Genomic DNA, 23,617 nt, shown 5'->3' with positions numbered 1-23,617 from the left:
GTACGCGGAACGCGTCCGGATACACAGAACGGACAGCGGGCGGGGCGGATCACCAGCTCGCTACGGCGTGCTGAACGGGTCCTGGCTCAACTCACGCCACTGGGCGGCGCTTTGTGGCGTTCAGCTCTGTTCTTTCCAGCGGCCCGGGAGATGGTCGGGAAGTGTCAGGTCGGCGACCAGGCCGTAGTGGTCGCTCGCCTGGACGCCGTTCGCTGGTTGCACCAGGACCCGTTGGCAGGAGGAGATACGCAGGGTGGGACCGTAGGAGCCGCAGCGGAGCATGATGTAGTCGATGCGGCGATCCGACGCCTCGGGCATGTCACCCTGCCGTAGCAGTGGGTTCTCGGAGCTGAAAGTGGGACCTGGCTCGTCGGGGTGCACGGTCGACCAGGCGTCTTGAAAGCAGGTACTCAGCCCATCCGCCGGCTGCAGACCCTGCAGGAAGCGCAGGCTCGCCGCTTGAGGTGTTGCGTCGAGGTCGCCGAGCAGGACGGTGTGGCGCACGGGGCGTTCGGCGGCGACCCGGTCGGCCAGGCGGGCGGCGACGAGGGCCTGCAGTTCCCGTTCATGCTCATAGTCATAGGGCCAACTCGGCTTGTGATGGATCACGAGAATCGTGCCGAGCGGTTCGGGGAGCGGAAGCTCGGCGGCAACGACTCCGCACCAGTCGGTGTGCGCGGTCCGCTCGGTCACCTCGAGCGTGTCCGTCACGACGCGCCCGAAAGGGCGGCGAGCAGCCAGTACGGCTCCCACTCCGTCGGAGGACCACCGCGGATGCGGAACCACATGCCAGTCCTCTTCGACGAGGGCTGCCACGTCCCGGCGAGTCACTTCTTGGAGTGCGAGCACATCCGGGCCCAGGCGCTGAAGCTCCTGCGCCAGGACCGCCCGCCGACTCGAGCCGTCGGCGTACTGCGGTGCCAACACATTCATGGTCATGAGCCGCATGCCGCGAACCGCTTCACTCATCACTTCAGCGTGGCACACGGCACGGCCGGACAGTGTTATCGCCCCACCCGAAGGAAAAGGTGAGGCACCACGTCTGGACACGGAAAAACCTTGCGTCTAGCCTCTCGCCCCAGGGTGAACGCATATCGCTGTGCGCGCGCCAGGTTGCAGTGCACGCAACGTGTCGTGCCGTGTCAACGCTGCAGCACGGCCCTAGGGCGGCGTTGATTACTGTGCGTATAGTTTCACCATGAGCAACTACCGTCCGGATAAGGAAACGACAGGTACAACAGGTTCACAGGCCAGCGGCGTGCAGTCCGTCGACCGTGCCATCACCGTGCTGGAGGTTCTGGCACAGCGCGACGAGGCCGGGGTCAGCGAGGTGGCCGCCGAGCTCGATGTGCACAAGTCCACCGCGTTCCGGCTGCTCGGCGCCCTGGAGGCGCGCGGCATGGTGGAGCAGGCGGGCGAGCGCGGCAAGTACCGCCTCGGCTTCGGCATCGTGCGCCTGGCCGGCGCCGTCACCGGACGCATCGACATCACCCAGCAGGGCCGTCCGGTCTGCCAGCGGCTCGCCGAGGAAATCGGTGAGACCGTCAACATCGCCGTGATGCAGGAGCACTACGCGATCAACCTGTACCAGGTGCGCGGCCCGGGAGCCATCACTGCGCACAACTGGGTCGGCCAGCTCACCCCCTTGCACGCCACCTCCAGCGGCAAGATCCTGCTCGCCCACATGGCCGCCGAGGAGCGCTCCGCGCTCCTGTCCGAGGCCGGCCTGCGGAAGGTGACACCGCACACTCTGACCTCGAAGACCAAGCTCGAGAAGGATCTCACCGAGGCGCGCAAGCGTGGCTACTCGATGACCCTGGAAGAGTTCGAGATAGGGCTCCACGCCATGGCCGCGCCGGTCTGGGACCGTGACGGGGACGTCATCGCGGCACTCAGCGCCTCCGGACCCGCGTACCGGTTCACCGAAGAGCGCATGCAGGAACTCGCCCCGATGCTGCTCAAGGGCGCCGAAGAGATCAGCTACCGGATGGGCTACCTGGGCTGAGCGGCTCCGCGCCGCTCTCCGCCGATCGCCCCCCGGCCGCGGCGCGCCCGCCCCGGCCGCAGCCCCTCAGCCGGATCACCCGGATCACCCCGATCACCGGATCACCGGATCACGCTGAGCGTGCGGTGAGCCGGGCCGCGACGCAGGGCGGCAGGTTGGGAGCTTCCGTGGACGGCTGGACGTAGATCATGCCGTCCGCGACGAGGACCTCGTGCGTGCGGACCGGGCGCCTGGCCGGCGGAGCGTCGACGGCTCCCGTCCGGAGGTCGAACTTCGAGGAATGCAGCGGGCATTCCACCTCGCAGCCCTCCAGCCAGCCGTCGGCGAGCGAGGCGTCCTGGTGCGTGCAGGTGTCGTCGATGGCGAAGATCTCGCCGTCATCGGTGTGGAACACAGAGATGGGCGGATCGACGTCGAGCCGGTGGGCCTCGCCTCGCGGCAGATCCGCGAGACTGCATGCGGGAATCATCATGGCACTCCGGTGCGTATAGCGAAACGGACTGCGTTACGCGCAACAGCGCAACGCCAGTTTGCGGGTGCCCCAAATCGCTGTCAAGACACTCAGATCTTGGACTTTCCGCTCCCTTATACGTTGCGCAGTACGCAACACGTTTCGGTCTGATCAACGCTTGTTGCGAACGAGAGCGGGTCGCCCATCGGGGCGGCAGAGGGCGGGGAGATCTTCGTCGGCTGGTCTTGACGTGAACGCTCTATCAAGGTTCCGTTGCGTATGCAGAAACGCGCGTTCCTATGCGCAACACCTCCCCAGCGTGAACCACCGAGTGCACCGCCAGCGACGTCGCGTTCAGGACAGCCTCCGCAGAGGCTTCCTGACCTCCTTGTACCGCCGTACGACCTTGCTCTGCTGTGCCGTCCGGGGCGCCCCCGGCAGCAGCACTGGGGCGAGGCCGTCGGCCGGAGGCGCGGCCCGCTGCGCGGCGCGCACGGTCCCCCGTCCCCGAACCCAGGAGGTCACATGTCCATCCGTGTCATCGACGAGGCGCCCCTGAACGGATTCCATCGAAAACTCACCTGGGCCTGCGCCGGCGGCCCGTTCCTGGACGGCTACCTGCTCAGCATCATCGGCGTCTCGCTGATCGGTATGAGCAACGAACTGCACCTGACCACGGCGGACGAGAGCCTCATCGGCGCCGCCGCGCTGGTCGGCATCTTCATCGGGGGGCTGTGCTTCGGCGCCGTCACCGACCGGCTCGGCCGTGAGGCGATGTACACCATCGATCTGGCGGTACTGGTCGGCGGATCGGTGCTGTCGGTGTTCGCCGACGAGACCTGGCAGGTCGTCATCCTGCGTTTCATAGTCGGCGTTGCCATCGGAGCCGACTACCCCATCGCCACGTCCCTGCTGGCCGAATGGGTGCCGAACAAGCACCGCGGCCGGCTGCTCGGCATCCTCATCCTCGCCTGGTACATCGGCGCGGCGGCCGCGTACGTGGTCGGGTATGTGATGGCCGAGATCGGCGGCAACGGCACCTGGCGCTGGATGATCGCCTCCTCCGCCGTACTGAGCGCTCTGGTCCTGCTGATGCGTATCGGCACGCCCGAATCACCACTGTGGCTGGTGAACAAGGGCCGTACCGAGGACGCCCAGAAGGCGATCAAACACGCGCTCGGCCGTACCGTTTCGACCAATGACCTGCTCGCCGCCGCGGCAACCGAGCAGTCGCTGCAGCAGCACCGGTTCCGCGATCTGTTCCAAGGTACGTATCTGCGGCGGACGCTGTTCTGCGGTCTGTTCTACATGTGTCAGATCACGCCGATGTTCGCCCTGCTCACCTTCGGACCCACCATCCTGGGCTCGTTCGGCCTCGGCAAGGGCAACGCCGGCAACCTCGGATCGGCCCTGATCAGTGTCGTGTTCGTACTGGGTTGTATCCCCGCGCTGCGCATGGTGGACCGGATCGGCCGCCGCCCGGTCATCGTCTGGTCGTTCGCTCTGATGGCGATTCCGCTGGTGGTCCTCGGCGGCGGCTCCTCGGTGCCCTTCGCGGTGGTCATCGCCTGCTTCTGCGCCTACGCCCTCTTCTCCGGCGGGCCCACTGTCCTTGAGTGGACCTATCCCAACGAGCTGTTCCCCACGAGCATCCGGGCAACGGCGGGCGGCGTGGCCACCTCCATCAGCCGCGTCGGGGCCGCTGCGGGCACCTATCTGCTACCGATCTCCCTCAGCCGGCTGGGCATCGGCGCGACCATGCTGATCGGCGCCGGCATCACCCTGGTGGGCTGGCTGGTCTCCGTGCTCTGGGCCGAGGAGACGCGCGGCCGGACCCTGGCGGAGACCAGCGCCCTTCCCGCCAAGACCAAGCAGCGCTCGCCGGCCGGTGAAGAGCAGCGCGAGCCCGTCCGGGAAGGGGAATTCGGAGGATCCTGACGCCCTGAGTCCGAAGGATCCTGACACCGTGAGTTCGGAGGATCCTGACACCGTGAGTTCGAAGGATCCTGACGCCGTAAGGGTGACGCCGTAAGGGCAGCACCACACGCGGCAGACAGCCGGCCGGCCTGCGCAGAGGCCGGCCGGCTGCCTGCCGCGAACCCCCTCGCCTCGTGACCGCACCGCCGACCTCGTGGCACACCGGCCCCCTCGCCCTCGCCGAGCATACTGGATGTATGGATATGTCCAAGTTCCGACTGTCCTTCGCGGCGCCGTCCCGCCCGCCCGAGGGCGGACGGGACGCCCGGCGCCGGTCGGCGCCGGGAGGGCCTCTGCGCTCCCTGGTGAGTGCGCGGACCGTCGCCGGCCAGGTGTTTCTCCTGCACCTGGTGGTCGTGATCCTGCTCGTCTGCGCGGCCGTGACGGCCCTCGTACTGCAGGCCCAGGGCTCGAGCCTGCAGGAGGCCCGGGACCGCTCGCGCGTCGGCGCCGAGACCTTCGCGCACGCCCCGGGGACGCTGAGCGCCATGAAATCCGCCGATCCCAGTGCGCTGCTACAGCCGCGTGCCGAGGAAGCCCGGAAGCTGTCCAAGGTCAACTACATCATCGCGTTCAATACGGCCGGCATCCGCTGGACCCACCCCGACCCGGACCGGATCGGAAAACACATCGTCGGCTCCTACGCCGAAGCGCTCCACGGCAGGGTGTACCAGACCACCTCCTACACGCCCGGGGTCGGCCGCGCCGTGGACACGATGGTTCCCGTCGTCGACACCGACGGGAAGGTGGTCGGGCTGGTGTCCGTCGGCATCACGGTCGAGAGCGTGAACGCGAAGGTGATGGACCAGCTTCCGCTGCTGTTCGGTTCGGCGGCAGGCGCGCTGGTGCTGCTCACGGCCGGGTCGGCGTGGGTGAGCCAGCGGCTGCGACGGCAGACGCACGGCCTGGATCCGGCCGAGATGACGCGGATGTACGAGCACCACGACGCGGTTCTGCACTCGGTCCGGGAAGGTGTGCTCGTCATCAGCGGGGAGGGCCGGCTGCTGCTGGCCAACGACGAGGCGCAGCGACTGCTGGATCTGCCGGCGGACGCGGAGCGCCGGCAGATCTCCGAGCTGGGCATGGAAGCGGGCACCGCCGAACTGCTGGCGTCGGGCCGGACCGCCACCGACGAGGTGCATCTGGCCCGGGACCGGCTGCTGGCGGTCAACCTGCGGCCGGTCGACGGTCACGGCGACCGGGCCGGCAGCGTGGCCACACTGCGCGACACCACCGAACTGCGGGCGCTGGCGGGGCGTGCGGAGGTGGCCAGGGAACGACTGCAGCTGCTCTACGACGCCGGGGCGCGGATCGGCACCACGCTGGATGTCGTGCGCACCGCGGAGGAGCTGGCGGAGGTCGCCGTCCCCCGGTTCGCCGACTTCGCCACCGTCGAGCTGCTGGAGGCCGTACCGCGCGGGGAGGAGCCGGACGGCACGGACACCGAGATGCGGCGCACGGTGATCCGCGGCATCCGTGACGACCAGCCCCTCATTCCGGTCGGCGAGCTGATCCGTTTTGTACCCACCCACCCGATCGACACCGCCGTGGCGAGTGGGCACGCCGTACTCGAGCCGGACCTGGCCGCCTCCGACGGCTGGCGCGCCCAGCACCCGGAGCGCGCCCGGCAGGTCCTGGAGTACGGCATTCATTCGCTGATCTCGGTACCGCTGCAGGCGCGCGGGGTGCTGTTGGGCACGGCCAATTTCTGGCGTTCTGAGCACGGTCCCTTCGAGCCCGAAGAGCTGTCCTTCGCCGAGGAGCTGGCCGCCCGCGCTGCGGTGTCCATCGACAACGCCCGCCGTTACACCCGCGAGCACACCATGGCGGTCACTCTGCAGCGCAGCCTGCTGCCTCATGGGCTGCCCGAGCATTCCGGCATCGAGGTGGCCCATCGTTATCTGCCGGCACACGCCGGGGTGGGCGGCGACTGGTTCGACGTCATCCCGCTGCCCGGTGCCCGGGTGGCGCTGGTGGTGGGGGACGTGGTCGGGCACGGTCTGCACGCCGCGGCCACGATGGGCCGGCTGCGTACCGCGGTGCACAACTTCTCCACGCTGGACCTGCCGCCCGACGAGCTGCTGAGTCACCTGGACGAGCTGGTCACCCGGATCGATCAGGACGAGGACCCCGAGGGCGCCGACGCCGGGGTGACGGGGGCGACCTGCCTGTACGCGATCTACGACCCGGTCTCCGGCACCTGCTCGCTGGCCAGGGCCGGCCATCCGGGGCCGGCCCTGGTGCACCCCGACGGCACCGTGGAGTACCCGGACGTACCGGTTTCCCCGCCGCTGGGCCTGGGCGGCAGCCTGCCGTTCGAGGCCGCCGAACTGCGCCTTCCCGAAGGCTCCCAACTGGCGCTGTACACCGACGGACTCATCGAGGACCGCGACCGCGACATCGATACCGGCCTGAGTCTCCTGCGTACCGCCCTGGCGCACCCGGAACGGGACCCCGAGCGGACCTGCCAGGCCGTCTTCGACGCGATGCTGCCCGCCCGCCCCCGGGACGACGTCGCACTGCTCATCGCCCGCACCCGGCTGCTGGACCCGGATCGTGTTGCCGACTGGGACGTACCGAGCGATCCTGCCGAGGTCCCCCGGGTCCGCGCCGAGGCCACCCGCCGGCTGGAAGCCTGGGGACTGGGCCAAGTTGCCTTCACCACCGAGCTGTTGATCAGCGAGCTGGTCACCAACGCCGTCCGCTACGGCGCCGAACCCATCCGCCTCCGCCTGCTGTACGACGACGACAGCCTGATCTGCGAAGTCGCCGACGGCAGTAGCACCTCCCCGCATCTGCGCCGCGCGAAGACCGTCGACGAGGGCGGGCGCGGCCTCTTCCTGGTCGCGCAGTTCGCCCAGCGCTGGGGCACCCGCTACACCGCCCGCGGCAAGGTCATCTGGACGGAACAGTCCCTGAGCGGCCCAGCGGCCGAACCCGAGGGAGACACGGAGGAAGCGCTGCTGGATCAGTGGGACGACTCGGCGTTCTGACGACTCGTCGTTCTGGCGGCGACGCGGCGGTCGCAGCGCAGCGGCCGGTAGTGCGCCCTCCCCTTGACAACCCCTGGGCCGCAAGAAAAGCTGTTGCGCATAAAGATATTAGTTGCGTAGTCCGAAACAGTGTGGCCGACGCGGTGACCTCATATCCCCGGCACACCCACCCACGCACAGACAAGGGAGCCCGCCCGTGGCCATCTCTGTGTTCGACCTCTTCTCCATCGGCATCGGCCCGTCCAGTTCACACACCGTCGGCCCGATGCGGGCCGCCCACATGTTCGTCGGCCGCCTGAAGGAAGAGGGGCTGCTGTCCCGGACGGCATCGGTACGGGCCGAGCTCTTCGGCTCCCTCGGTGCCACCGGCCACGGCCACGGCACCCCCAAGGCCGTCCTGCTCGGCCTGGAGGGCAACGAGCCGCACACGGTCGACGTCACCGAGGCCGAGCAGGACGTCGAGCGGATCAAGTCGACCGGAAGGCTGCGGCTGCTGGGCCGCGATCTCGGCGATGCCCACGAGATCGGCTTCGGTACGGACAGCCACTTGGTCCTGCACCGCCGCCGTTCCCTGCCGTACCACGCCAACGGCATGACACTGGCCGCGTACGACGCCGAGGCAGTGCCGCTGCTGGAGAAGACGTACTACTCGGTGGGCGGCGGCTTCGTCGTGGACGAGGACGCGGCCGGCGCCGACCGCATCGTGCTCGACGACACCGTGCTGAAGTACCCCTTCAGCAGCGGTGACGAACTGCTCCGCCTGACGCGCGAGACGGGGCTGTCGATCTCGGCCCTGATGATGGAGAACGAGACGGCCTGGCGCACCGAGGCCGAGGTCCGCGCCGGCCTGCTGGAGATCTGGCGTGTGATGCGGGAGTGTGTGGCCCGCGGCCTGTCCAGCGAGGGCATCCTGCCGGGCGGACTGAAGGTCCGCCGCCGGGCCACCGCGGCGGCCAAGGCGCTACGGGCCGAGGGCGACCCGGCGTCCCGGGCAATGGAGTGGGTGACCCTCTACGCGATGGCCGTCAACGAGGAGAACGCGGCCGGCGGCCGGGTCGTGACAGCCCCCACCAACGGCGCGGCCGGCATCATCCCCGCCGTCCTGCACTACTACCTCAACTTCGTGCCCGGCGCCGATGACGACGGGATCGTCCGGTTCCTGCTGGCGGCCGGCGCCATCGGCATGCTCTTCAAGGAGAACGCCTCCATCTCCGGCGCCGAGGTCGGCTGCCAGGGCGAGGTCGGCTCCGCCTGCTCCATGGCCTCCGGCGGCCTCGCCGAGGTGCTGGGCGGCTCCGCCGAGCAGGTGGAGAACGCCGCCGAGATCGGCATGGAACACAACTTGGGCCTGACCTGCGACCCGGTCGGCGGCCTGGTCCAGATCCCGTGCATCGAACGCAACGGCATGGCGGCGGTCAAGGCCGTCACCGCGGCCCGGATGGCACTGCGCGGCGACGGCCGGCACCACGTCTCCCTGGACAAGGTCATCAAGACCATGAAGGAGACGGGTGCCGACATGAGCGTGAAGTACAAGGAGACCGCGCGCGGCGGCCTCGCGGTCAACATCATCGAGTGCTGAAAGACCGCCGCTGCCCAGTCAGTTTGCGGGACTCGCTCAAGGCCGGCGAGGCCAAGCCCAGCCGTGCTGGCTTGCCGCCGGGGTCTGCAGCCCCCGGCAGGCGGATCCGCCCGTCAGCTCAGGCGGGCATCGGCGTAGCAGACCATCGCATCGCGCTGGTAGTCGGCCAGCCCGTCGGCGATCTTGTCGAAGTTCGCGCGGAACTGCGGGTCATCGACGAAGCGCTGGCCCATCCCCTTGTAAGCGGCCGCGTTCGGGGTCCAGTACCGGCACACGAACTGGTACTGGGCGTCCACCTCGGCCTGCACCGCAGGATCGGCAACCGGTGTGCCGGCCGCCATGAACTCCGCCATGCGGATCATCTGCGCCGTCACCTCGCGCTGGTACTGCTCCGTGTCCTCGGCGGTCATCGCCTCGACGGCCGGCCGGGCCTGCTCCCACGCCTGCGGCCACCGATCCCGGACCTCGGCATCGATCTGGGGGCTGGAGGGCTCGAAGCCCTCGAACAGGTTCTCCGGCCTGTTGATCTTCACCATGTCGTTGTTGTCCTTGCCTTCCTCCAGTTCGGCGATGGTGCGGCCGACCGTGCGGGCGAGCGTCTCCAGCCGGTCCCGTTCCGCGAGCAGTTGTTGGTGGTGCTCGCGGAGCACGGCCACCTGATCGACCTGGCTCTCCAGAACCGCCCGGATCTCGCGCAGCCCTACGTCCAGCTCACGCATCAGCAGGATCTGCTGCAACCGCAGCAGATCGGCCTCCTCGTAGTAGCGGTGCCCGTTGCTCCCGATCCACGCCGGCGGCAGCAAGCCGATCTCGTCGTAGTGCCGCAGTGTCCGGGACGTCACCCCGGACATCCGGGCCACGTCCGCGATCGACCACGCCATCGCCCTGCCTCCCATCGCCGGGCCGGTCTCTCCGGCCCCACAGAAAACCGTAGAAGTTGACGCAGCGGAAAGCGCAAGCCGGAAACTGGCGCCGGGCACCTTTTGGCGGCACTAGGTGTGCCACCGTTCAGCATGTTGAGAGCGATGTTCAAAGCGCTGAGGGGACGTCTTCAACGCCTCGGCGATCTCCTTGGGACCAAGCGCCCGGAGGACTTCGCCGATCACCGGACGCATGTGGTGGGGCATTCACTGGGCGGTCTGATCGCGCTGCGGCTCCGAAAGGCGGGCCTGGTGCGCAGCGTGACCGCGCTGGCACCGGCCGGGTTCTGGAGCGAGGCCGAACGCCGCTACGCCTTCGCCGTGCTGAACGCCGTCCGACGTGGCACCCGGATCCTGCCGGATGCCGTGTGGGATTTCTCTGTCACCTCCACAGCGGAGGCGGCAGCCGGCGGCCGGCGCGCGCAGGCGCTCCGGTCCCGGTACCTCTCGCCCGAGCTGGTCGCGGACATCCGGACAATGCGCGACGCGGTCGGGTTCGAGTCGGTGCTGCAGGCCGGGCGGCTCCGCGGTCTGTTCACCGGTGACATCCCCGATGTCCTGGTGACCATTGCTTGGGGCAGCCGGGACGGACTGCTACCGCAGTGGCAGAGCAATCGCGTGCAGGCGTTGATCCCCACCGCCCGGCAGGTCGTTCTCCCCAGCTGCGGACACGTGCCCTTCCGGCAGGCGCCCGAACTGGTCGCCCGGGTCATCCTCGACGGCAGCTGCCCGGCCGCCTCCCGATCCGCTCGCGCCACGCCAGGCCCCCTGCCCCGGCGTGCATGACCAAGCAAACCGACGGGCCCGCCGGCCGAGGTCGCGCCTCGACCGGGACGCTCGAGGGACGGCCTCGAGGGGTGGCCTCGGCGCGCCGGCTCAGGCCTATCGGTCCTCCCGCCAGGCAAGCTTGATGAGTTGGTTCTTGGCGTCTTCGGCGACTTCGTGGTCGGCGACGACGTCATAGCGGGCCGCGACGATCTGGCTCCGGGAAGCGAAGTCACGGCGTCCACCGGTCATGGCGTGGCTCGCGAGCCCGAACACCGCGCCGAAGACCGCTCCGTACGCCACAGCGCTGAGCACCAGCGTCAGAAGGCCGTGGCGGCCGGCGGCGAACACCGACAGCAACAGCCCGATCAGCAGGCCGAACCAGGCACCGGTGCCTGCCCCGGCCAGAGTGGCTCGGCCCAGGGTGAGCCGGCCCAGCACGGTTTCGACCATGCGCAGGTCCGAACCGATGATCGCGGTGTGTTCCACCGGGAACTTGTTGTCGGAGAGGAAATCCACCGCGCGTTGGGCACCTTCGTATGTCGGGTACGAGCCAACAACCGGCCTGTCCACACCGGCAAGGGAGGAACGTTGCTCAGTCATCTGGATCTTCCTTCTGGCAGGCGAGCGTCTCCGCGGTCCGTCCTGACGGACCGGACTTGACCGTGGCCAGAGCCTCAGTACCGGCACCGGCACCCGCCCCTGGCCGGTCCCGCGACGGCTGTGTCCAGGCGTGCGTGCCCTGTGGGGCGTTACCGGCCGGCGGTCGGCCGGCCGGCAGATCTCGTCTCCGTTCATGTGCCTCGATCGAGCCGGTTGCTAGTCCTTGCCGCCGAGTGCGATACGGCGCCGCTGGGACGTACCCGACTTGGGCAGGCGAACCCGCAGGATGCCATCGGTCAAATCGGCCTCGGTCCGCTCGCTGTCGATGCCACCGGGCAGGCTGGTGCGGTAGAAGAACCTGCCAGTGCGGCGCGACAGTACGTTCCCCTGCTGCTCTTCGGAGATCTCTCCCGTGATCTGCAGCTCGTTGTCATCCACCTCCACGTTCACGTTCTGCTGAGGAACGCCCGGCAGTTCGGCTCGCACCAGATAGGCGTCGTCGAGCTCTTCCTCCTCGACTGTCGGCATCCAGGTGCCCTCGCGGCCAACGGGGCTCACGGTTCGCCCGAAAAGCTGGCCCATCTGATTCCACAAGTTCTCGAACTCGGTGAAAGGATCCCAGGCGGAAAGCCCTCCTCCTTGCCGCTGCTCCAGACCACCACCGGCACGCCGCATCGGAAGATTCATCGCTTCTCCTCATGCCTTTTGGCCAGGCCGCGAATGTCTCCGCCGGGACAGCGAACGCGGCCAGAAGACTGTTGCAGTGCGGGTGTCCCTGCGGGGCATACCCACTCCCCACAGATCCGGCCATCTCTTCCCCGGACAAGCCCGCCGGCACCCAAGGGGATGCGATCACCGGGGGCCCAGCCGTTCCGACGAGTCGTCCACTGCCGCACCAATGCGCAGTCAGGTCGTGCTGACTGCGCAGTACTCGCAGACACAACGTCGGATGCCGGGTGGTGAGCAGAGTCTGCTCACCACCCGGCATCCGTGCTCGTGTTGTGTCAGGTGCCGAGGCGGCCCTGGACCCAGTCGTGGAACTCGCCGATGTGGTGCTCGCTCGGGACCAGGACGCCGCCCTTGGCGTACAGGCGGGAGCTCATCGCCGGCTGGCAGCGCTCGCAGGCGTCGAAGTCCTGGCGGTTGACCCGGTCGAAGAGCTCCACCGACCGGCTGACGTCCTTGCCGCTCTCGACGACGTGCGGAAGGTACAGCCAGTCGCACTCCACGATCGTGCGGTCGGCCGCCACCGGGTACATCCGGTGGAAGATGACATGGTCGGGGACCAGGTTGATGAACACCTGCGGCCGCACCGTGATCGCGTAGTACCGGCGGTCCTGGTCCTCCGAGACACCCGGAATGCGGTCCAGGCCCTCCGAGCCGTCAACGGTGAAGCCCTTCACGTCCTCGCCGAACTCCGCGCCGTGCCCCACGTAGTACTGGGCCGCGAAGCCGTCGGCGAACTCCGGCAGTACTTCGGTCAGTTCCGGGTGGATCGTCGCGCAGTGGTAGCACTCCATGAAGTTCTCGATGATGAGCTTCCAGTTCGCCTGCACGTCGTAGACGATCCGCTTGCCGAGCTCCAGGTTCTCGATGTCGTACCCGACGATCGACTCGGCGTCGCCCAGGCGCGCCACCACATCCTGGATCACCGACTCCTCGAACGAGGGCGGGTTCTCGGCCAGGCACACCCACACATAGCCCAGCCACTCGCGCACCGCCACGTTCGCCAGGCCGTACTCGGTCCGGCCGATGTCCGGCATCTTCGTCAGGTTCGGGGCCGCGACGAGCTTGCCCGTGAGGTCGTAGGTCCAGGCGTGGTACGGACATTGGAACGCCCGCTTCACCTCGCCGGACTCCTCCGTGCACAGCTTGGCGCCCCGGTGCCGGCACACGTTGAAGAAGGCCCGGACGGAGTTGTCCCGCGACCGGGTCAGCAGGACGCTCTCGCGCCCGACGTCCACGGTCTTGAACGCACCCGGCTTGTCCAGATCCGCGGAGCGCGCCGCGCAGAACCACATCGATTCGAAGATGCGCTCCTGCTCGAGGCGGAAGATCTCCGGGTCCGTGTAGTGGTCACCGGGGAGAGTCGCGATCAGGCTCTCCGGCAGTCCGGTCATGGTCATGGTTCACCTCGAAGAGAAGTGCCTTGGATAGGGAGAAAGTGGAGGTGCCGTCACGCAGCAGCGTGTCGGCCGGCGGCGCGTTCGGCCGCCTCGACGACATTGGCGAGCAGCATCGCCCGTGTCATGGGACCGACGCCGCCGGGCATCGGTGCCAGCCACCCGGCGACCCCGGCGACGTCCGGATGCACGTCACCGAGCAGGCCCTCTTCCGTACGGGTGATGCCGACGTCCAGCACGGCGGCGCCCGGCCGGACCATGTCCGGAGTGATCAGGCCCGGGGAACCGGCTGCCGCGACGACGACATCCGCCTCGCGGACGTGCCAGGGCAGGCCCTTGGTACCGGTGTGACACAACGTCACCGTTGCGTTCTCCGACCTGCGGGTGAGCAGCAGGCCGATGGGCCGGCCGACCGTGACACCGCGGCCGATCACGCAGACCCGGGCTCCGGCGAGCGGTACGTCGTGGCGCCGCAGCAGCTCGACGATGCCGCGCGGGGTGCAGGGCAGCGGGCTCTCGACGCCGAGGACCAGCCGCCCCAGGCTGACCGGGTGCAGGCCGTCGGCGTCCTTCGCCGGGTCCATCCGCTCCAGTACCGCGTTGGCGTCGAGCCCGCGCGGGAGGGGGAGCTGGACGATGTAGCCGGTGCACGCGGGGTCGGCGTTGAGCTCGTCGATGACGTGTTCCACCTGCTCCTGCGTGGCGTCGGCCGGCAGCTCACGGCGGATCGAGGCGATCCCGACCTGCGCGCAGTCGCGGTGCTTGCCGCCCACGTACGCGTGGCTGCCGGGGTCGTCACCGACCAGCACCGTGCCGAGACCGGGTACGACGCCGCGTTCTGCCAACGCATTGACGCGTACGGTGAGTTCGGCCCGGATGTCGGCCGCGGTGCGACGGCCGTCAAGAACGTTCGCGCTCATTTTTCTCCCCTTTTTCAGCCGCGAGAGCCGCTTCTTGGATGGACGCGCCCTAGCCGCGAAGGCGCTGCATTTTCGGGTCGAACAGCGGTTCCTCGGTGACGACCGCCGGGATGGCCTGGTCGAAGTAGCCGATGTGCAGGGTGCGACCGGGAGTGGCCAGCTCCGCGGGCAGCCAGGCGTAGGCGATGCCCTTGCCGATCGTGTATCCGTACGCGGCGCTGGTGACATAACCGACGGCGCAGTCCCCGTCGTGGACCGGTTCCTTGCCCATCACCACGGCAGTGGGGTCGTCGATGGTCAGGCAGGCCAGGCGGCGCCGCACCCGCTCGGCGCGCTGCTGCAGCGCTTCGCGGCCGAGGAAGTCGCCCTTGTCCATCTTGACCGCGAAGCCGACGCCGGCTTCGTACGGGTCGTGCTCGAAGGTCATGTCGGTGCCGAAGGACCGGTAACCCTTCTCCAGCCGCAGGCTGTTGAACGCGCCCCGGCCGGCCGCGATGCCGCCGTACGGCCGGGCCGCCTCCCAGAGCGTGTCCCAGAGCTTCAGGCCCATGTCGGCGGTGGTGTACAGCTCCCAGCCGAGCTCGCCGACGTAGGACAGCCGCATCGCGGTGACGGGGACGGAGCCGATGTACGCCTCCTTCGCGCGGAAGAAGCGCAGGCCGGCATTGGAGAAGTCCGCGTCGGTCAGCGGCTGGAGCACCTCGCGCGCCTTCGGCCCCCACAGGCCGATACAGCAGGTGCCGGCGGTGATGTCGCGCACCGCCACGGATCCGTCCGCCGGGAGATGCCGGTTGAACCAGTCCAGGTCGAGCGCGCCGTTCGCGCCGACCTGGAAGCGGTTCCGTCCCAGCCGGGCGATCGTCACATCGCTGCGAATCCCGCCGTCCACGTCCAGCATCAGTGTGTACGTGACGGAGCCCACCGACTTGTCGATGTTCCCCGTCGTCAGGTGCTGCAGGAAGGCCGCGGCGCCGCGGCCGGTGACCTCCAGCCGCTTCAGTGCGGTCATGTCGTACAACGCAACGCCCTCGCGGGTCGCCTGGGCCTCGGCGCCCACGATCGGCGACCAGTAGCGGGCCGCCCAGTCGTTCGGCGTGGGGATTTCCCGCCCCGCCAGCAGGTGCTCATTGGCCGCGTACCACTGGGGCCGCTCATAGCCCGATGCTTCCAGGAAGTACGCGCCGAGCTCCTGCTGGCGGGGCAGGAAGGGGCTGGTGCGCAGGGGGCGCGGCGCACCAGCCGGCTGGAGGGGGTGGAGGATGTCGTAGACCTCGTCGAAGTTCTGGCAGTCGCGCGCCAGGACGTACTCGGGGGCCAGTTGGTGCGGTTCAAACCGGTTGACGTCGCATTCGTGCAGGTCGAACGAGGTGCAGTACCCGTCCACCAGCCACTCGGCGACGGCCCGGCCCACGCCCGCGGAGTGGGTCACCCACACTGCTTCCGCCACCCAGAACCCCTTCACCTGCGGCGACTCGCCGAGCAGTGGCATGCCGTCGGTGGTGAAGGAGAACAGTCCGTTGATGCCTTCCTCGACCTTGGCCTCCTGCGTCGCCGGGAGCAGTGACTGGGTCTCGGTCCAGGCGTCGGCGAAATCCTCGGGGGTGAAGCGCAGGACGGACGGCATCTCCTCCGCTTCGTTCACCGAGAGGATGTCGTCGGCCGACACCGGCATCGCGCGGTGCCCGTAGTAGCCGATGCCCAGTCGGTCGAAGCGGTCGCGGTAGTAGAGGTCGGCGTCCTGGTGGCGCAGGATCGGGCGGACGGCCTCCTCGTCCTGCCCCGCCAGCGCCGGCACCGGTCCCGTCCAGGCCAGTTGGTGGGCGAGCGGGGTCAGCGGAAGATCCATGCCCACCATCCGGGCGACCTTCGGCCCCCAGATGCCGGCACAGCACACCACGATGTCCGCCGCGATCTCACCCTGGTCGGTGACCACGGAGGTCACCCGGTCGCCGCCGGTGCCGTCGTCCTCGGTGCGGATGTCCAGGACCTCGTGGTCGCCCAGGAGGCGCACTCCGCGGTCCTCGGCCGCCTTGAGCTGTGCCTCGACCGCCAGTACCGCTTTCGCCAGTCCGTCGGTCGGGATCAGCATGCCGCCCAGTACCCGCTCGGCGTTCACCAGCGGATGCAGCCGGACGCACTCCTCCGGGCCCAACAGCCGCGCCTCGACGCCCCACGACGTCACCCAGCCGTGCCGGCGTTGCAACTCCGCCAGCCGTTCCGGTGTCGTGGCGATCTCCAGTCCTCCCACCGGCAGGAAGCACGGCTCCCCGGCCACCTGTAGCGAAGAGAACTTCTCCACCGTGTAACGGGCCATCTCCGTCAGGGCTTTCGAGGCGTTGGTCTGGAACACCAGGCCCGGAGCGTGTGACGACGATCCGCCGGTGGCCGGCAGGGGCCCCTGGTCTACCACCGTCACCTCGGTCCAGCCCCGGACGGACAGCTCATCGGCCAGCGCCGCTCCCACGACACCCGCACCGATGATGACCACGCGCGGTCCCGCCATCGTCACACCCTCCCATCAGAAGTTGCTTCATGCGCAACGCGCATCGGGTTGCGCAACACACAGTGCAGTCCGCTCAGACCCGTGTCAAGAGGTGATCTCAGGGTGTGGAGAGCGCACCGCTCGGCGGCCCGGAGAGCGGGCGACTGGCGGGCCCGCCGTCACAACTCCCCGCCGAACAAGGTCGATGAGAGCCCTTGACCGCAGGCCGTCCCGCCCGGACCATGTTGCGTATCAGACATGCTGTTGCGTAATGCGCACCCTCTTGGGAGGTCTCAGTGTCCGCTCGACCGCAGCCCGACCGCGAGTTCATCCTCACCGTCTCGTGCCCCGACCGTTCCGGCCTGGTCCACGCCGTCACCGGCTTCGTCGTCCAGTACTCCGGGAACATCCAGGAGAGCCAGCAGTTCGACGACCGGCTGCAGGGCCACTTCTTCCTGCGCATGCGCTTCGACGTCCCGGACCCGGACATCTCGCTGGAAGACCTGCGCTCCGGCTTCGCACCCGTGGCGGAGGCGTACCGGATCTCCTGGAACCTGTACGACGCGTCGACTCCGACCCGGACGCTGATCATGGTGTCGAAGTTCGGCCACTGCCTGAACGACCTGCTCTTCCGGCGCAGCACCGGCGCACTCAACATCGAGGTGCCGGCGATCGTCTCCAACCACCGGGACTTCGAACCGCTCGCGGAGAGCCACGGGATCCCGTTCCACCACATCCCCGTGACACGGGAGACGAAGCCCGAGGCGGAGGCGCGGCTGCTGGAACTGGTCGACGAACTCAACGTCGACCTGGTGGTCCTCGCCCGCTACATGCAGATCCTGTCGAACGATCTGTGCAAGCAGCTCGAAGGCCGGGCGATCAACATTCACCACTCGTTCCTGCCGAGCTTCAAGGGCGCACGGCCGTACAACCAGGCGCACGAGCGCGGCGTCAAGCTCGTCGGCGCCACGGCGCACTACGTCACCCCGGACCTCGACGAGGGCCCCATCATCGAGCAGGGCGTCGTCCGCGTGGACCATTCTCAGAGCCCCGACACCCTGGTCACCCTCGGCCGTGATGTCGAGGCACAGGTTCTCGCCCGGGCCGTGGAGTGGCACAGCGAGAGCCGGATCATGATCAACGGCAACCGCACGGTCGTCCTTCGCTGACCCCTTGGCCTCACTTCCGTGGGCGTCCTCGCAGGACGCCCGCCGACGACTTTCCTGGTCACCGGCCTCGCTGACCAATGCCCCTATAGTTCCGCCATGAGCAACGACAGCACTGAGCCCGCGGGCGCTTCCGGCGGCGGAGTGCAGTCCGTCGACCGGGCTGTCTCCGTGCTGGAGCTACTGGCCCAGCACGGCGAGGCAGGCGTGAGTGACGTGGCCGCGGCGCTCGGTGTGCACAAGTCCACCGCGTTCCGCCTGCTCGGCGCCCTGGAAGCGCGTGGGCTGGTCGAGCAGGAGAGCGAGCGCGGGAAGTACCGGCTCGGCTTCGGCATCGTGCGCCTCGCCGGCGCGGTGACGGCGCGCATCGACATCACCAAGCACGGCCGGAAGATCTGCGAACGCCTCGCCGGAAAACTGGGCGAGACGATGAATATCGCCGTGCTTGAGTCCCACTACGTGATCAACCTCGATCAGGTACGCGGCCCGTCAGCCATCACCGCGCAGAACTGGGTCGGCCGGCTGACGCCGCTCCACTCCACAGCGAGCGGCAAGGTCCTCCTGGCCCACCTCTCCCCCGAGCGCCGGTCCGAACTCCTCGCCGGGGCCCGGCTCGCGCGCATGACGCCCCGCACGCTGACGTCCAGGAAGAAGCTGGAAGCAGCGCTGGCCGAGACGCGGGAGCGGGGCTATGCCCTCACCGTGGAGGAGTACGAGGAGGGCCTGAACGCCATTGCCGCTCCGGTCCGCTCGCGCGACGGCGAAACCGTCGCGGCACTGACCGCCTCGGGGCCGGCCTTCCGCCTCACCGAGGAACGCATGCACGAGCTCGCACCGGCACTGGTCGAAGGAGCGGAGGAGCTGAGCCGGCGTTTGGGCTATCGGGGCTGACGTCCGCCGGGCCCCACGAGCGGCCGACCCCACGAGCAGCCGGCCCCACGAGCGGCCGGAGCACCATGCTCGACGGTCCTCGTGGGGCGGCTCTCAGAGCAGCGACGTCTGCAGCGTCGCGGCAGTCGGCAGCGTCGCGGCAGTCGCTTCGTGGCCCCAGCGGGCGGTCACACGTACCGCGTCGGCCGTCGAGGCGACGTCGTGCACACGCACGCACCAGGCCCCCTGCGTGGCGGCCAGGACGGACACCGCGGAGGTGGCCGCGTCCCGCTGGTCCGCCGGACGGGGCATGCCTGTCAGCGGGTCCGCGAGCAACTGCCCCAGGAAGGACTTACGGGCCGCGCCCACGAGGACCGGATGGCCGAGCGCGGTGACCTCCCGCAGCCGGCCCAGCAACTGCCAGTTGTGTTCAGGGGACTTGGCGAATCCCAGCCCCGGATCCAGGATGAGGCGGTCCGGCGAGATGCCGGCGTGCAGAGCGGCCTCGACCCGCAACCGCAACTCATCGACCACATCGATGACCACATCGTCGTACACGGCGTTGGCCTGCATGCCGGCGGAGTGCCCGCGCCAGTGCATGGCCACGTACGGCATCCCGGTCCGAGCCATCAGCGGCAGCATCGCGGGGTCGGCGAGACCGCCCGAGACATCGTTGACCAGCGTTGCGCCGGCCTCGATGGCGCGAGCGGCCACCTCGGCCCGCATGGTGTCGACACTGATGGGCGCACCTGTGGCGGCGAGCTCGCGGACGACGGGCAGTACGCGCCGCAGCTCCTCCTCGGGCGACGGACGCAACGCACCGGGGCGGGTCGACTCACCGCCCACGTCCAGGATGTCCGCGCCCTCGTCGAGCAGCGCGAGGCCGTGCGCGACGGCCTGCTCGGATCCGTACCACCGCCCGCCGTCGGAGAACGAGTCGGGCGTGACGTTCACAATGCCCATGACCAGGGTCCGGGTGGGCCGGGGAAGCCCTTGCGGATACAACGCGGGGGCTCCCTGGCTCTGCCGGGTCGCGGTGCTCATACGGCTCCGCCCTGCGCCGCCGCGGTGGCGAGCTGCCGGCGCCAGCGTGTGAAGAGCTTGGTCCGGTCCACGCCCAGTACGGCAACCGGGTCTCCGGCGCGACGGTAGACCGCGAGGAAACCGCGGTCGGCCGGGCTGCCGTCCTCGACGGTCACACTGTCGGCACGCGCCGCGTGCCCGGCGAACTGGATCTTCACTCCGTACTGATCGGACCAGAAGTAGGGCGGACGGGCCGGACCGGAGGGGGCGGTGCCACCGGACAGCAGGGCGGCCACGGCCGCCGCCGGGCGCTCCTTGGCGCCGGTCCAGTGCTCGACCCGGCGATGGGTGCCGAACACCGGGTCGTACCAGGCTGCGCAGTCACCGACCGCGACGACACCCGGGACGCTCGTGATGCCGTCGGCCCCGCAGCGCACACCGTTGTCGAGCGCGACGCCCGAGCCCTCCAGCCAGTCGGTGCAGGGATTGGCGCCGATGCCCACCACGACGATGTCGGCAGGCAGGCTGCGGCCGTCGTCGAGCAGTACCGCTTCCACCCTCCCCCGCGCACCGTCGCCTGCGGACACCGCCGCCCCCCTCAGGCCCAGGGGGACCACGGCCGGGGCCGCCCCCTTCCCTGCCACCCCTCGCACGCCGGTACCGCACACCAGCCGAACGCCGTGATCGGCGTGCAACTCCGCGACGCCCGCCGCCATTTCCGCCCCCAGCGGACCGGCAAGCGGCGCGGTACCGCCCACAACAAACGTCACATCCAACCCCATAACAGCGGCGGTCGAGGCCACTTCCGCACCGACGAAGCCGCCGCCGATGACGACCAGTCGGCCGCCGCGTGTCAGGTCGTCCCGCAGTGCACGGGCATCGTCGAGCGTGCGCAGTACGTGCACGCCGCTCAGGCCGTCGCTACCGGGCAGCCTTCGCGCGGCGGCTCCCGTGGCGATCACCACACCGTCCGCGCGTACCACTCTCTCGTCGGCGAGCCGTACCGAGCGCTCCCGGGTGTCCAGCCCGACGGCTCGCGCTCCGAGAACCCACTCGGCATCAAGCTCCTCACCGTCCGCCTCAAGGGCGAGTGCGTCTTCCTCCACCTTGCCGGTGAGGAACTCCTTCGACAGCGGCGGTCTGTCGTAGGGCCGGTGGACCTCCTCACCGATGAGGACGAGGCGTCCGTCATAGCCCTGCTTGCGCAGTGCGCGGGCGGCGAAGAGTCCGGCGAGCGAGGCACCGACGACGGCCACCGTCTTCATGCCATACCTCCGACCAGGCGAGCGGCGACGCAGGAGGGCGGCAGGTTCGGCGGGGCGTCGGACAGCGCGACGTAGACCATGCCGTCCTCGATGAGGACCTGGTGCGTACGCACGGGGAGCCTGGCCGGCGGGGCGTCCACGGCGCCGGTGCGCAGGTTGAACTTCGAGGCGTGCAGGGGGCATTCGACCTCGCACCCCTCCAGCCAGCCGTCGGCCAACGAGGCGTCCTGATGGGTGCAGGTGTCGTCGATCGCATAGACCTCGCCGTCCTCGGTGTGGAACACCGCGACGGGCGGGTCGGTCTCGAGCCGGTAGGACTCGCCTCGCGGAATGTCGGCGAGACGACACGCGGGAATCATCATGGCACCTCGTTGCGTACGTTGCGTATGAAGAAACAGGCTGCGCCTTGCGCAACGAGTCTGCGGGCCCCCTGAACCCCTGTCAAGGCGCTCAAACAAACAACGGGCAACGCGCGACGGATCTCTCACGAGTTGCGCATCACGCAACCAAAATCGCTGTGCGGAATCGCCGAATCCCCAGATCCCCTACGGGTCTGATCAACGCGGCACGGAGAGCGGGAACGGGGCGAAACCGGGTGGCGACCCTCCTCCCCCTCCCACGCAGGGGAGTGCGGCGAGAGGGTGTTACTGCGGTCAGCAGCCTCCGGAGGGGGTGGGCGTGCCGGCGCCGATCTGGAGGGTGGGCGGGGCGGAGCAGCAGCCACCGCCCGGCTGGTCCGCCTCGGTCGTCTCCGGCTCGTCGAAGAGGCCCGCTCCGCCGCAGACGCCGGTCTCGGGCAGGGTCAGCTCGACGCGCTCGGCGGACTCCCGGTCACCGGCCAGGGCGGCGGCGATGGAGCGGACCTGCTCGTAACCGGTCATCGCGAGGAACGTCGGGGCGCGCCCGTAGCTCTTCATACCCACCAGGTAGATGCCCTGCTCGGGGTGGGAGAGCTCCTTGACGCCGTGCGGATAGACCGTGCCGCAGGAGTGGACGTTGGGGTCGATGAGCGGAGCGAGTTCGGCCGGGGCCTGAAGGCGCTCGTCGAGGCCGAGGCGGAGTTCGTTCAGGAAGCTCAAATCGGGGCGGAAGCCGGTGACGGTGATGACCTCGTCCACCGGGTCGAGGCGGCGGCCGCCCTCGGCGACGAGGACGAGCTGTTCGCCGTCCCGCTCCACGGCGGTGGTACGGAAGCCGGTGACGGCATCGGCGTACCCGTCGTCCACGGCCGCCTTGGCGCGCAGGCCGAGAGCGCCACGGGCCGGGAGCTGGTCGGCCTCTCCTCCACCGAAAGTGGAACCGCTGATGCCGCGCCGCAGGACCCAGGTGGTGTGCGTACCGGGGGCCTCCTTGGCCAGGTCGGCCAGGTACGCGAGGGCGGTGAACGCGGAGGCACCGGAGCCGATGACGGCGGTGCGCTTGCCCGCGTAACGGGCGCGGACGGCCGGATCCTTGAGGTCGGGGACGCGGTAGGAGACGTGGTCGGCGGCCGCACGCTCACCGAGGGCGGGGAGGCCGTCGCCGCCCAGCGGGCCGGGTGTGGACCAGGTACCGGAGGCGTCGATCACCGCGCGGGCCGTCAGCCGCTCCTCGGTGCCGTCGGCGTTACGGAGGTGGACCGCGAAGGGCTGTTCCTCCCGGCCGGCATCGACCACGCGGTCGCGGCCGGCGCGGGAGACGCCGGCGACTCGGGCCCCGAAGCGGACCCTGTCACCGAGGACGTCGGCCAGCGGCTGGAGGTACCGCTCGGCCCAGTCGGCGCCCGAGGGGTAGGTGTCGCCGTCCGGCCGGACCCAGCCCGTCGGGGCCAGCAGCTTTTCGGCGGCGGGGTCGACGACCTCGGCCCAGGGCGAGAAGAGCCGTACGTGCGCCCACTCCCGTACGGCGGTGCCCGCGAACGGCCCGGCCTCCAGAACCAGCGGGGTCAGGCCGCGCTCGATGAGGTGCGCGGCGGCAGCCAGACCGATCGGACCGGCCCCGACGACCACGACAGGCAGTTCAGCGGTGGGTGCGTTCATGACGACTCCTTCTACCCACCCTCTGATTCGACGTCTGTCGATGGGTGACACTGCCAGCATGGCCACCTGCTTCGACATGTGTCAACATAGACACATGTCGAATTCCAAGGTGCTGCCGGTACTGGCCCCGGAGACCGCGACGCCGTGCTGCCCGCCGCTGACCGAGCGCCCGCTGACCGCGGAGGAGGCGGAGCGGACCGCCAAGATGTTCAAGGCCCTCGGCGACCCGGTACGGCTCCGGCTCTTCTCGCTGGTCGCCTCGCACGAGGGCGGCGAGGCGTGCGTGTGCGACATCTCCGATGTCGGCGTCTCCCAGCCCACCGTCTCCCACCACCTCAAGAAGCTGAGGGAAGCCGGGCTGCTCACTTCGGAGCGGCGGGGGACGTGGGTGTACTACCGCGTCGAGCCCTCCGTGCTGGCCGCGATGGGGCAGACCCTGGGGCGGTACAGCGCCTGA

The 23,617-nt window shown here is 69.3% G+C and carries 20 protein-coding genes; 8 read left to right on the top strand and 12 right to left on the bottom strand.

What is annotated here, in order from left to right:
* Window positions 1–120 precede the first annotated feature (120 nt).
* A complete protein-coding gene (locus IG84_RS0108380; protein ID WP_078648685.1) occupies window positions 121–969 on the bottom strand; it encodes an endonuclease/exonuclease/phosphatase family protein in 849 nt (282 codons plus the stop codon).
* 229 nt (window positions 970–1,198) lie between these two features.
* On the opposite strand from IG84_RS0108380, the gene IG84_RS0108375 reads away from it, so the two are divergent.
* On the top strand, window positions 1,199–2,005 hold the full coding sequence (locus tag IG84_RS0108375; RefSeq protein ID WP_078648684.1) for an IclR family transcriptional regulator: 807 nt from the start codon (window positions 1,199–1,201) through the stop codon (window positions 2,003–2,005).
* 109 nt (window positions 2,006–2,114) lie between these two features.
* Here IG84_RS0108375 and IG84_RS0108370 read toward each other — a convergent pair whose 3' ends face one another.
* Window positions 2,115–2,477, bottom strand: coding sequence for a bifunctional 3-phenylpropionate/cinnamic acid dioxygenase ferredoxin subunit (locus IG84_RS0108370; protein ID WP_031053280.1), 363 nt, complete (start codon window positions 2,475–2,477; stop codon window positions 2,115–2,117).
* A 504-nt stretch (window positions 2,478–2,981) separates the two neighbouring features.
* Between IG84_RS0108370 and IG84_RS0108365 the strand changes: the two genes are divergently transcribed.
* From IG84_RS0108365 to IG84_RS0108355, 3 genes are all read left to right on the top strand, one after another.
* Window positions 2,982–4,394 (top strand): MFS transporter, encoded by a 1,413-nt coding sequence (locus IG84_RS0108365; protein WP_051861512.1) that lies wholly within the window; start codon window positions 2,982–2,984, stop codon window positions 4,392–4,394.
* A 236-nt stretch (window positions 4,395–4,630) separates the two neighbouring features.
* Complete coding sequence (locus tag IG84_RS0108360) at window positions 4,631–7,426, top strand: SpoIIE family protein phosphatase (RefSeq protein WP_382467387.1); 2,796 nt, start codon at window positions 4,631–4,633, stop codon at window positions 7,424–7,426.
* A gap of 196 nt (window positions 7,427–7,622) precedes the next feature.
* A complete protein-coding gene (locus IG84_RS0108355) occupies window positions 7,623–9,005 on the top strand; it encodes an L-serine ammonia-lyase (RefSeq protein ID WP_031053275.1) in 1,383 nt (460 codons plus the stop codon).
* A gap of 113 nt (window positions 9,006–9,118) precedes the next feature.
* On the opposite strand, the gene IG84_RS0108350 is transcribed toward IG84_RS0108355, so the two are convergent.
* The gene (locus tag IG84_RS0108350; protein WP_031053272.1) at window positions 9,119–9,886 is read right to left on the bottom strand and encodes a MerR family transcriptional regulator; all 768 of its coding nucleotides are present in this window, start codon (window positions 9,884–9,886) and stop codon (window positions 9,119–9,121) included.
* A 132-nt stretch (window positions 9,887–10,018) separates the two neighbouring features.
* On the opposite strand from IG84_RS0108350, the gene IG84_RS0108345 reads away from it, so the two are divergent.
* Window positions 10,019–10,711: an alpha/beta fold hydrolase gene (locus IG84_RS0108345; RefSeq protein ID WP_342668412.1), complete on the top strand. Its 693-nt coding sequence runs from the start codon at window positions 10,019–10,021 to the stop codon at window positions 10,709–10,711.
* Between the two features lie 96 nt (window positions 10,712–10,807).
* Here IG84_RS0108345 and IG84_RS0108340 read toward each other — a convergent pair whose 3' ends face one another.
* The 5 genes from IG84_RS0108340 to IG84_RS0108320 all read right to left on the bottom strand — a co-directional run bounded on the left by IG84_RS0108340 (window position 10,808) and on the right by IG84_RS0108320 (window position 16,839).
* Entirely contained in the window at window positions 10,808–11,293 is a 486-nt protein-coding gene (locus tag IG84_RS0108340) for a YflT domain-containing protein (protein WP_051861510.1), read from the bottom strand.
* Between the two features lie 216 nt (window positions 11,294–11,509).
* Complete coding sequence (locus IG84_RS0108335; protein ID WP_031053264.1) at window positions 11,510–11,980, bottom strand: Hsp20/alpha crystallin family protein; 471 nt, start codon at window positions 11,978–11,980, stop codon at window positions 11,510–11,512.
* 317 nt (window positions 11,981–12,297) lie between these two features.
* A complete protein-coding gene (locus tag IG84_RS0108330; protein WP_031053262.1) occupies window positions 12,298–13,419 on the bottom strand; it encodes an aromatic ring-hydroxylating oxygenase subunit alpha in 1,122 nt (373 codons plus the stop codon).
* Between the two features lie 50 nt (window positions 13,420–13,469).
* Complete coding sequence (locus IG84_RS0108325; protein ID WP_031053259.1) at window positions 13,470–14,336, bottom strand: bifunctional methylenetetrahydrofolate dehydrogenase/methenyltetrahydrofolate cyclohydrolase; 867 nt, start codon at window positions 14,334–14,336, stop codon at window positions 13,470–13,472.
* 49 nt (window positions 14,337–14,385) lie between these two features.
* Window positions 14,386–16,839, bottom strand: a complete 2,454-nt coding sequence (locus tag IG84_RS0108320; RefSeq protein WP_031053256.1) for a GcvT family protein — start codon at window positions 16,837–16,839, stop codon at window positions 14,386–14,388.
* A gap of 275 nt (window positions 16,840–17,114) precedes the next feature.
* Here IG84_RS0108320 and purU point away from each other — a divergent pair, with 275 nt between their 5' ends.
* On the top strand, window positions 17,115–17,987 hold the full coding sequence (gene purU / locus IG84_RS0108315) for a formyltetrahydrofolate deformylase (RefSeq protein ID WP_031053253.1): 873 nt from the start codon (window positions 17,115–17,117) through the stop codon (window positions 17,985–17,987).
* Window positions 17,988–18,083: 96 nt separating this feature from the next.
* A complete protein-coding gene (locus tag IG84_RS0108310) occupies window positions 18,084–18,875 on the top strand; it encodes an IclR family transcriptional regulator (protein ID WP_051861509.1) in 792 nt (263 codons plus the stop codon).
* 93 nt (window positions 18,876–18,968) lie between these two features.
* Here the strand turns inward: IG84_RS0108310 and folP are convergent, their stop codons facing one another.
* The 4 genes from folP to IG84_RS0108290 form a co-directional block, all read right to left on the bottom strand.
* Complete coding sequence (gene folP / locus IG84_RS0108305; protein ID WP_051861508.1) at window positions 18,969–19,898, bottom strand: dihydropteroate synthase; 930 nt, start codon at window positions 19,896–19,898, stop codon at window positions 18,969–18,971.
* Window positions 19,895–21,142: an NAD(P)/FAD-dependent oxidoreductase gene (locus IG84_RS0108300; protein WP_031053247.1), complete on the bottom strand. Its 1,248-nt coding sequence runs from the start codon at window positions 21,140–21,142 to the stop codon at window positions 19,895–19,897. Before IG84_RS0108300 ends, folP begins: the two co-directional genes overlap by 4 nt.
* Complete coding sequence (locus tag IG84_RS0108295; RefSeq protein WP_031053244.1) at window positions 21,139–21,504, bottom strand: bifunctional 3-phenylpropionate/cinnamic acid dioxygenase ferredoxin subunit; 366 nt, start codon at window positions 21,502–21,504, stop codon at window positions 21,139–21,141. The genes IG84_RS0108300 and IG84_RS0108295 overlap by 4 nt, the downstream gene beginning before the upstream one ends.
* A 291-nt stretch (window positions 21,505–21,795) precedes the next feature.
* Window positions 21,796–23,160, bottom strand: coding sequence for an FAD-dependent oxidoreductase (locus IG84_RS0108290; protein WP_031053241.1), 1,365 nt, complete (start codon window positions 23,158–23,160; stop codon window positions 21,796–21,798).
* A gap of 94 nt (window positions 23,161–23,254) precedes the next feature.
* On the opposite strand from IG84_RS0108290, the gene IG84_RS0108285 reads away from it, so the two are divergent.
* Complete coding sequence (locus IG84_RS0108285) at window positions 23,255–23,617, top strand: ArsR/SmtB family transcription factor (protein ID WP_031053238.1); 363 nt, start codon at window positions 23,255–23,257, stop codon at window positions 23,615–23,617.

Origin of the sequence: Streptomyces ochraceiscleroticus (assembly GCF_000720485.1) — a bacterium.
Classification (GTDB): domain Bacteria; phylum Actinomycetota; class Actinomycetes; order Streptomycetales; family Streptomycetaceae; genus Streptomyces; species Streptomyces ochraceiscleroticus.
Note: the sequence above shows the minus strand (reverse complement) of the source record. Positions and strands in the feature narration are given on the sequence as shown.

What these genes read in the sequence shown, in the direction of transcription:
- IG84_RS0108380 (WP_078648685.1), bottom strand. Translation starts at nt 969, where the DNA reads ATGAGTGAAGCGGTTCGCGGCATGCGGCTCATGACCATGAATGTGTTG.
- IG84_RS0108375 (WP_078648684.1), top strand. Translation starts at nt 1,199, where the DNA reads ATGAGCAACTACCGTCCGGATAAGGAAACGACAGGTACAACAGGTTCA.
- IG84_RS0108370 (WP_031053280.1), bottom strand. Translation starts at nt 2,477, where the DNA reads ATGATGATTCCCGCATGCAGTCTCGCGGATCTGCCGCGAGGCGAGGCC.
- IG84_RS0108365 (WP_051861512.1), top strand. Translation starts at nt 2,982, where the DNA reads ATGTCCATCCGTGTCATCGACGAGGCGCCCCTGAACGGATTCCATCGA.
- IG84_RS0108360 (WP_382467387.1), top strand. Translation starts at nt 4,631, where the DNA reads ATGGATATGTCCAAGTTCCGACTGTCCTTCGCGGCGCCGTCCCGCCCG.
- IG84_RS0108350 (WP_031053272.1), bottom strand. Translation starts at nt 9,886, where the DNA reads ATGGCGTGGTCGATCGCGGACGTGGCCCGGATGTCCGGGGTGACGTCC.
- IG84_RS0108345 (WP_342668412.1), top strand. Translation starts at nt 10,019, where the DNA reads ATGTTGAGAGCGATGTTCAAAGCGCTGAGGGGACGTCTTCAACGCCTC.
- IG84_RS0108340 (WP_051861510.1), bottom strand. Translation starts at nt 11,293, where the DNA reads ATGACTGAGCAACGTTCCTCCCTTGCCGGTGTGGACAGGCCGGTTGTT.
- IG84_RS0108335 (WP_031053264.1), bottom strand. Translation starts at nt 11,980, where the DNA reads ATGAATCTTCCGATGCGGCGTGCCGGTGGTGGTCTGGAGCAGCGGCAA.
- IG84_RS0108330 (WP_031053262.1), bottom strand. Translation starts at nt 13,419, where the DNA reads ATGACCATGACCGGACTGCCGGAGAGCCTGATCGCGACTCTCCCCGGT.
- IG84_RS0108325 (WP_031053259.1), bottom strand. Translation starts at nt 14,336, where the DNA reads ATGAGCGCGAACGTTCTTGACGGCCGTCGCACCGCGGCCGACATCCGG.
- IG84_RS0108320 (WP_031053256.1), bottom strand. Translation starts at nt 16,839, where the DNA reads ATGGCGGGACCGCGCGTGGTCATCATCGGTGCGGGTGTCGTGGGAGCG.
- IG84_RS0108310 (WP_051861509.1), top strand. Translation starts at nt 18,084, where the DNA reads ATGAGCAACGACAGCACTGAGCCCGCGGGCGCTTCCGGCGGCGGAGTG.
- folP (WP_051861508.1), bottom strand. Translation starts at nt 19,898, where the DNA reads ATGAGCACCGCGACCCGGCAGAGCCAGGGAGCCCCCGCGTTGTATCCG.
- IG84_RS0108300 (WP_031053247.1), bottom strand. Translation starts at nt 21,142, where the DNA reads ATGAAGACGGTGGCCGTCGTCGGTGCCTCGCTCGCCGGACTCTTCGCC.
- IG84_RS0108295 (WP_031053244.1), bottom strand. Translation starts at nt 21,504, where the DNA reads ATGATGATTCCCGCGTGTCGTCTCGCCGACATTCCGCGAGGCGAGTCC.
- IG84_RS0108290 (WP_031053241.1), bottom strand. Translation starts at nt 23,160, where the DNA reads ATGAACGCACCCACCGCTGAACTGCCTGTCGTGGTCGTCGGGGCCGGT.
- IG84_RS0108285 (WP_031053238.1), top strand. Translation starts at nt 23,255, where the DNA reads ATGTCGAATTCCAAGGTGCTGCCGGTACTGGCCCCGGAGACCGCGACG.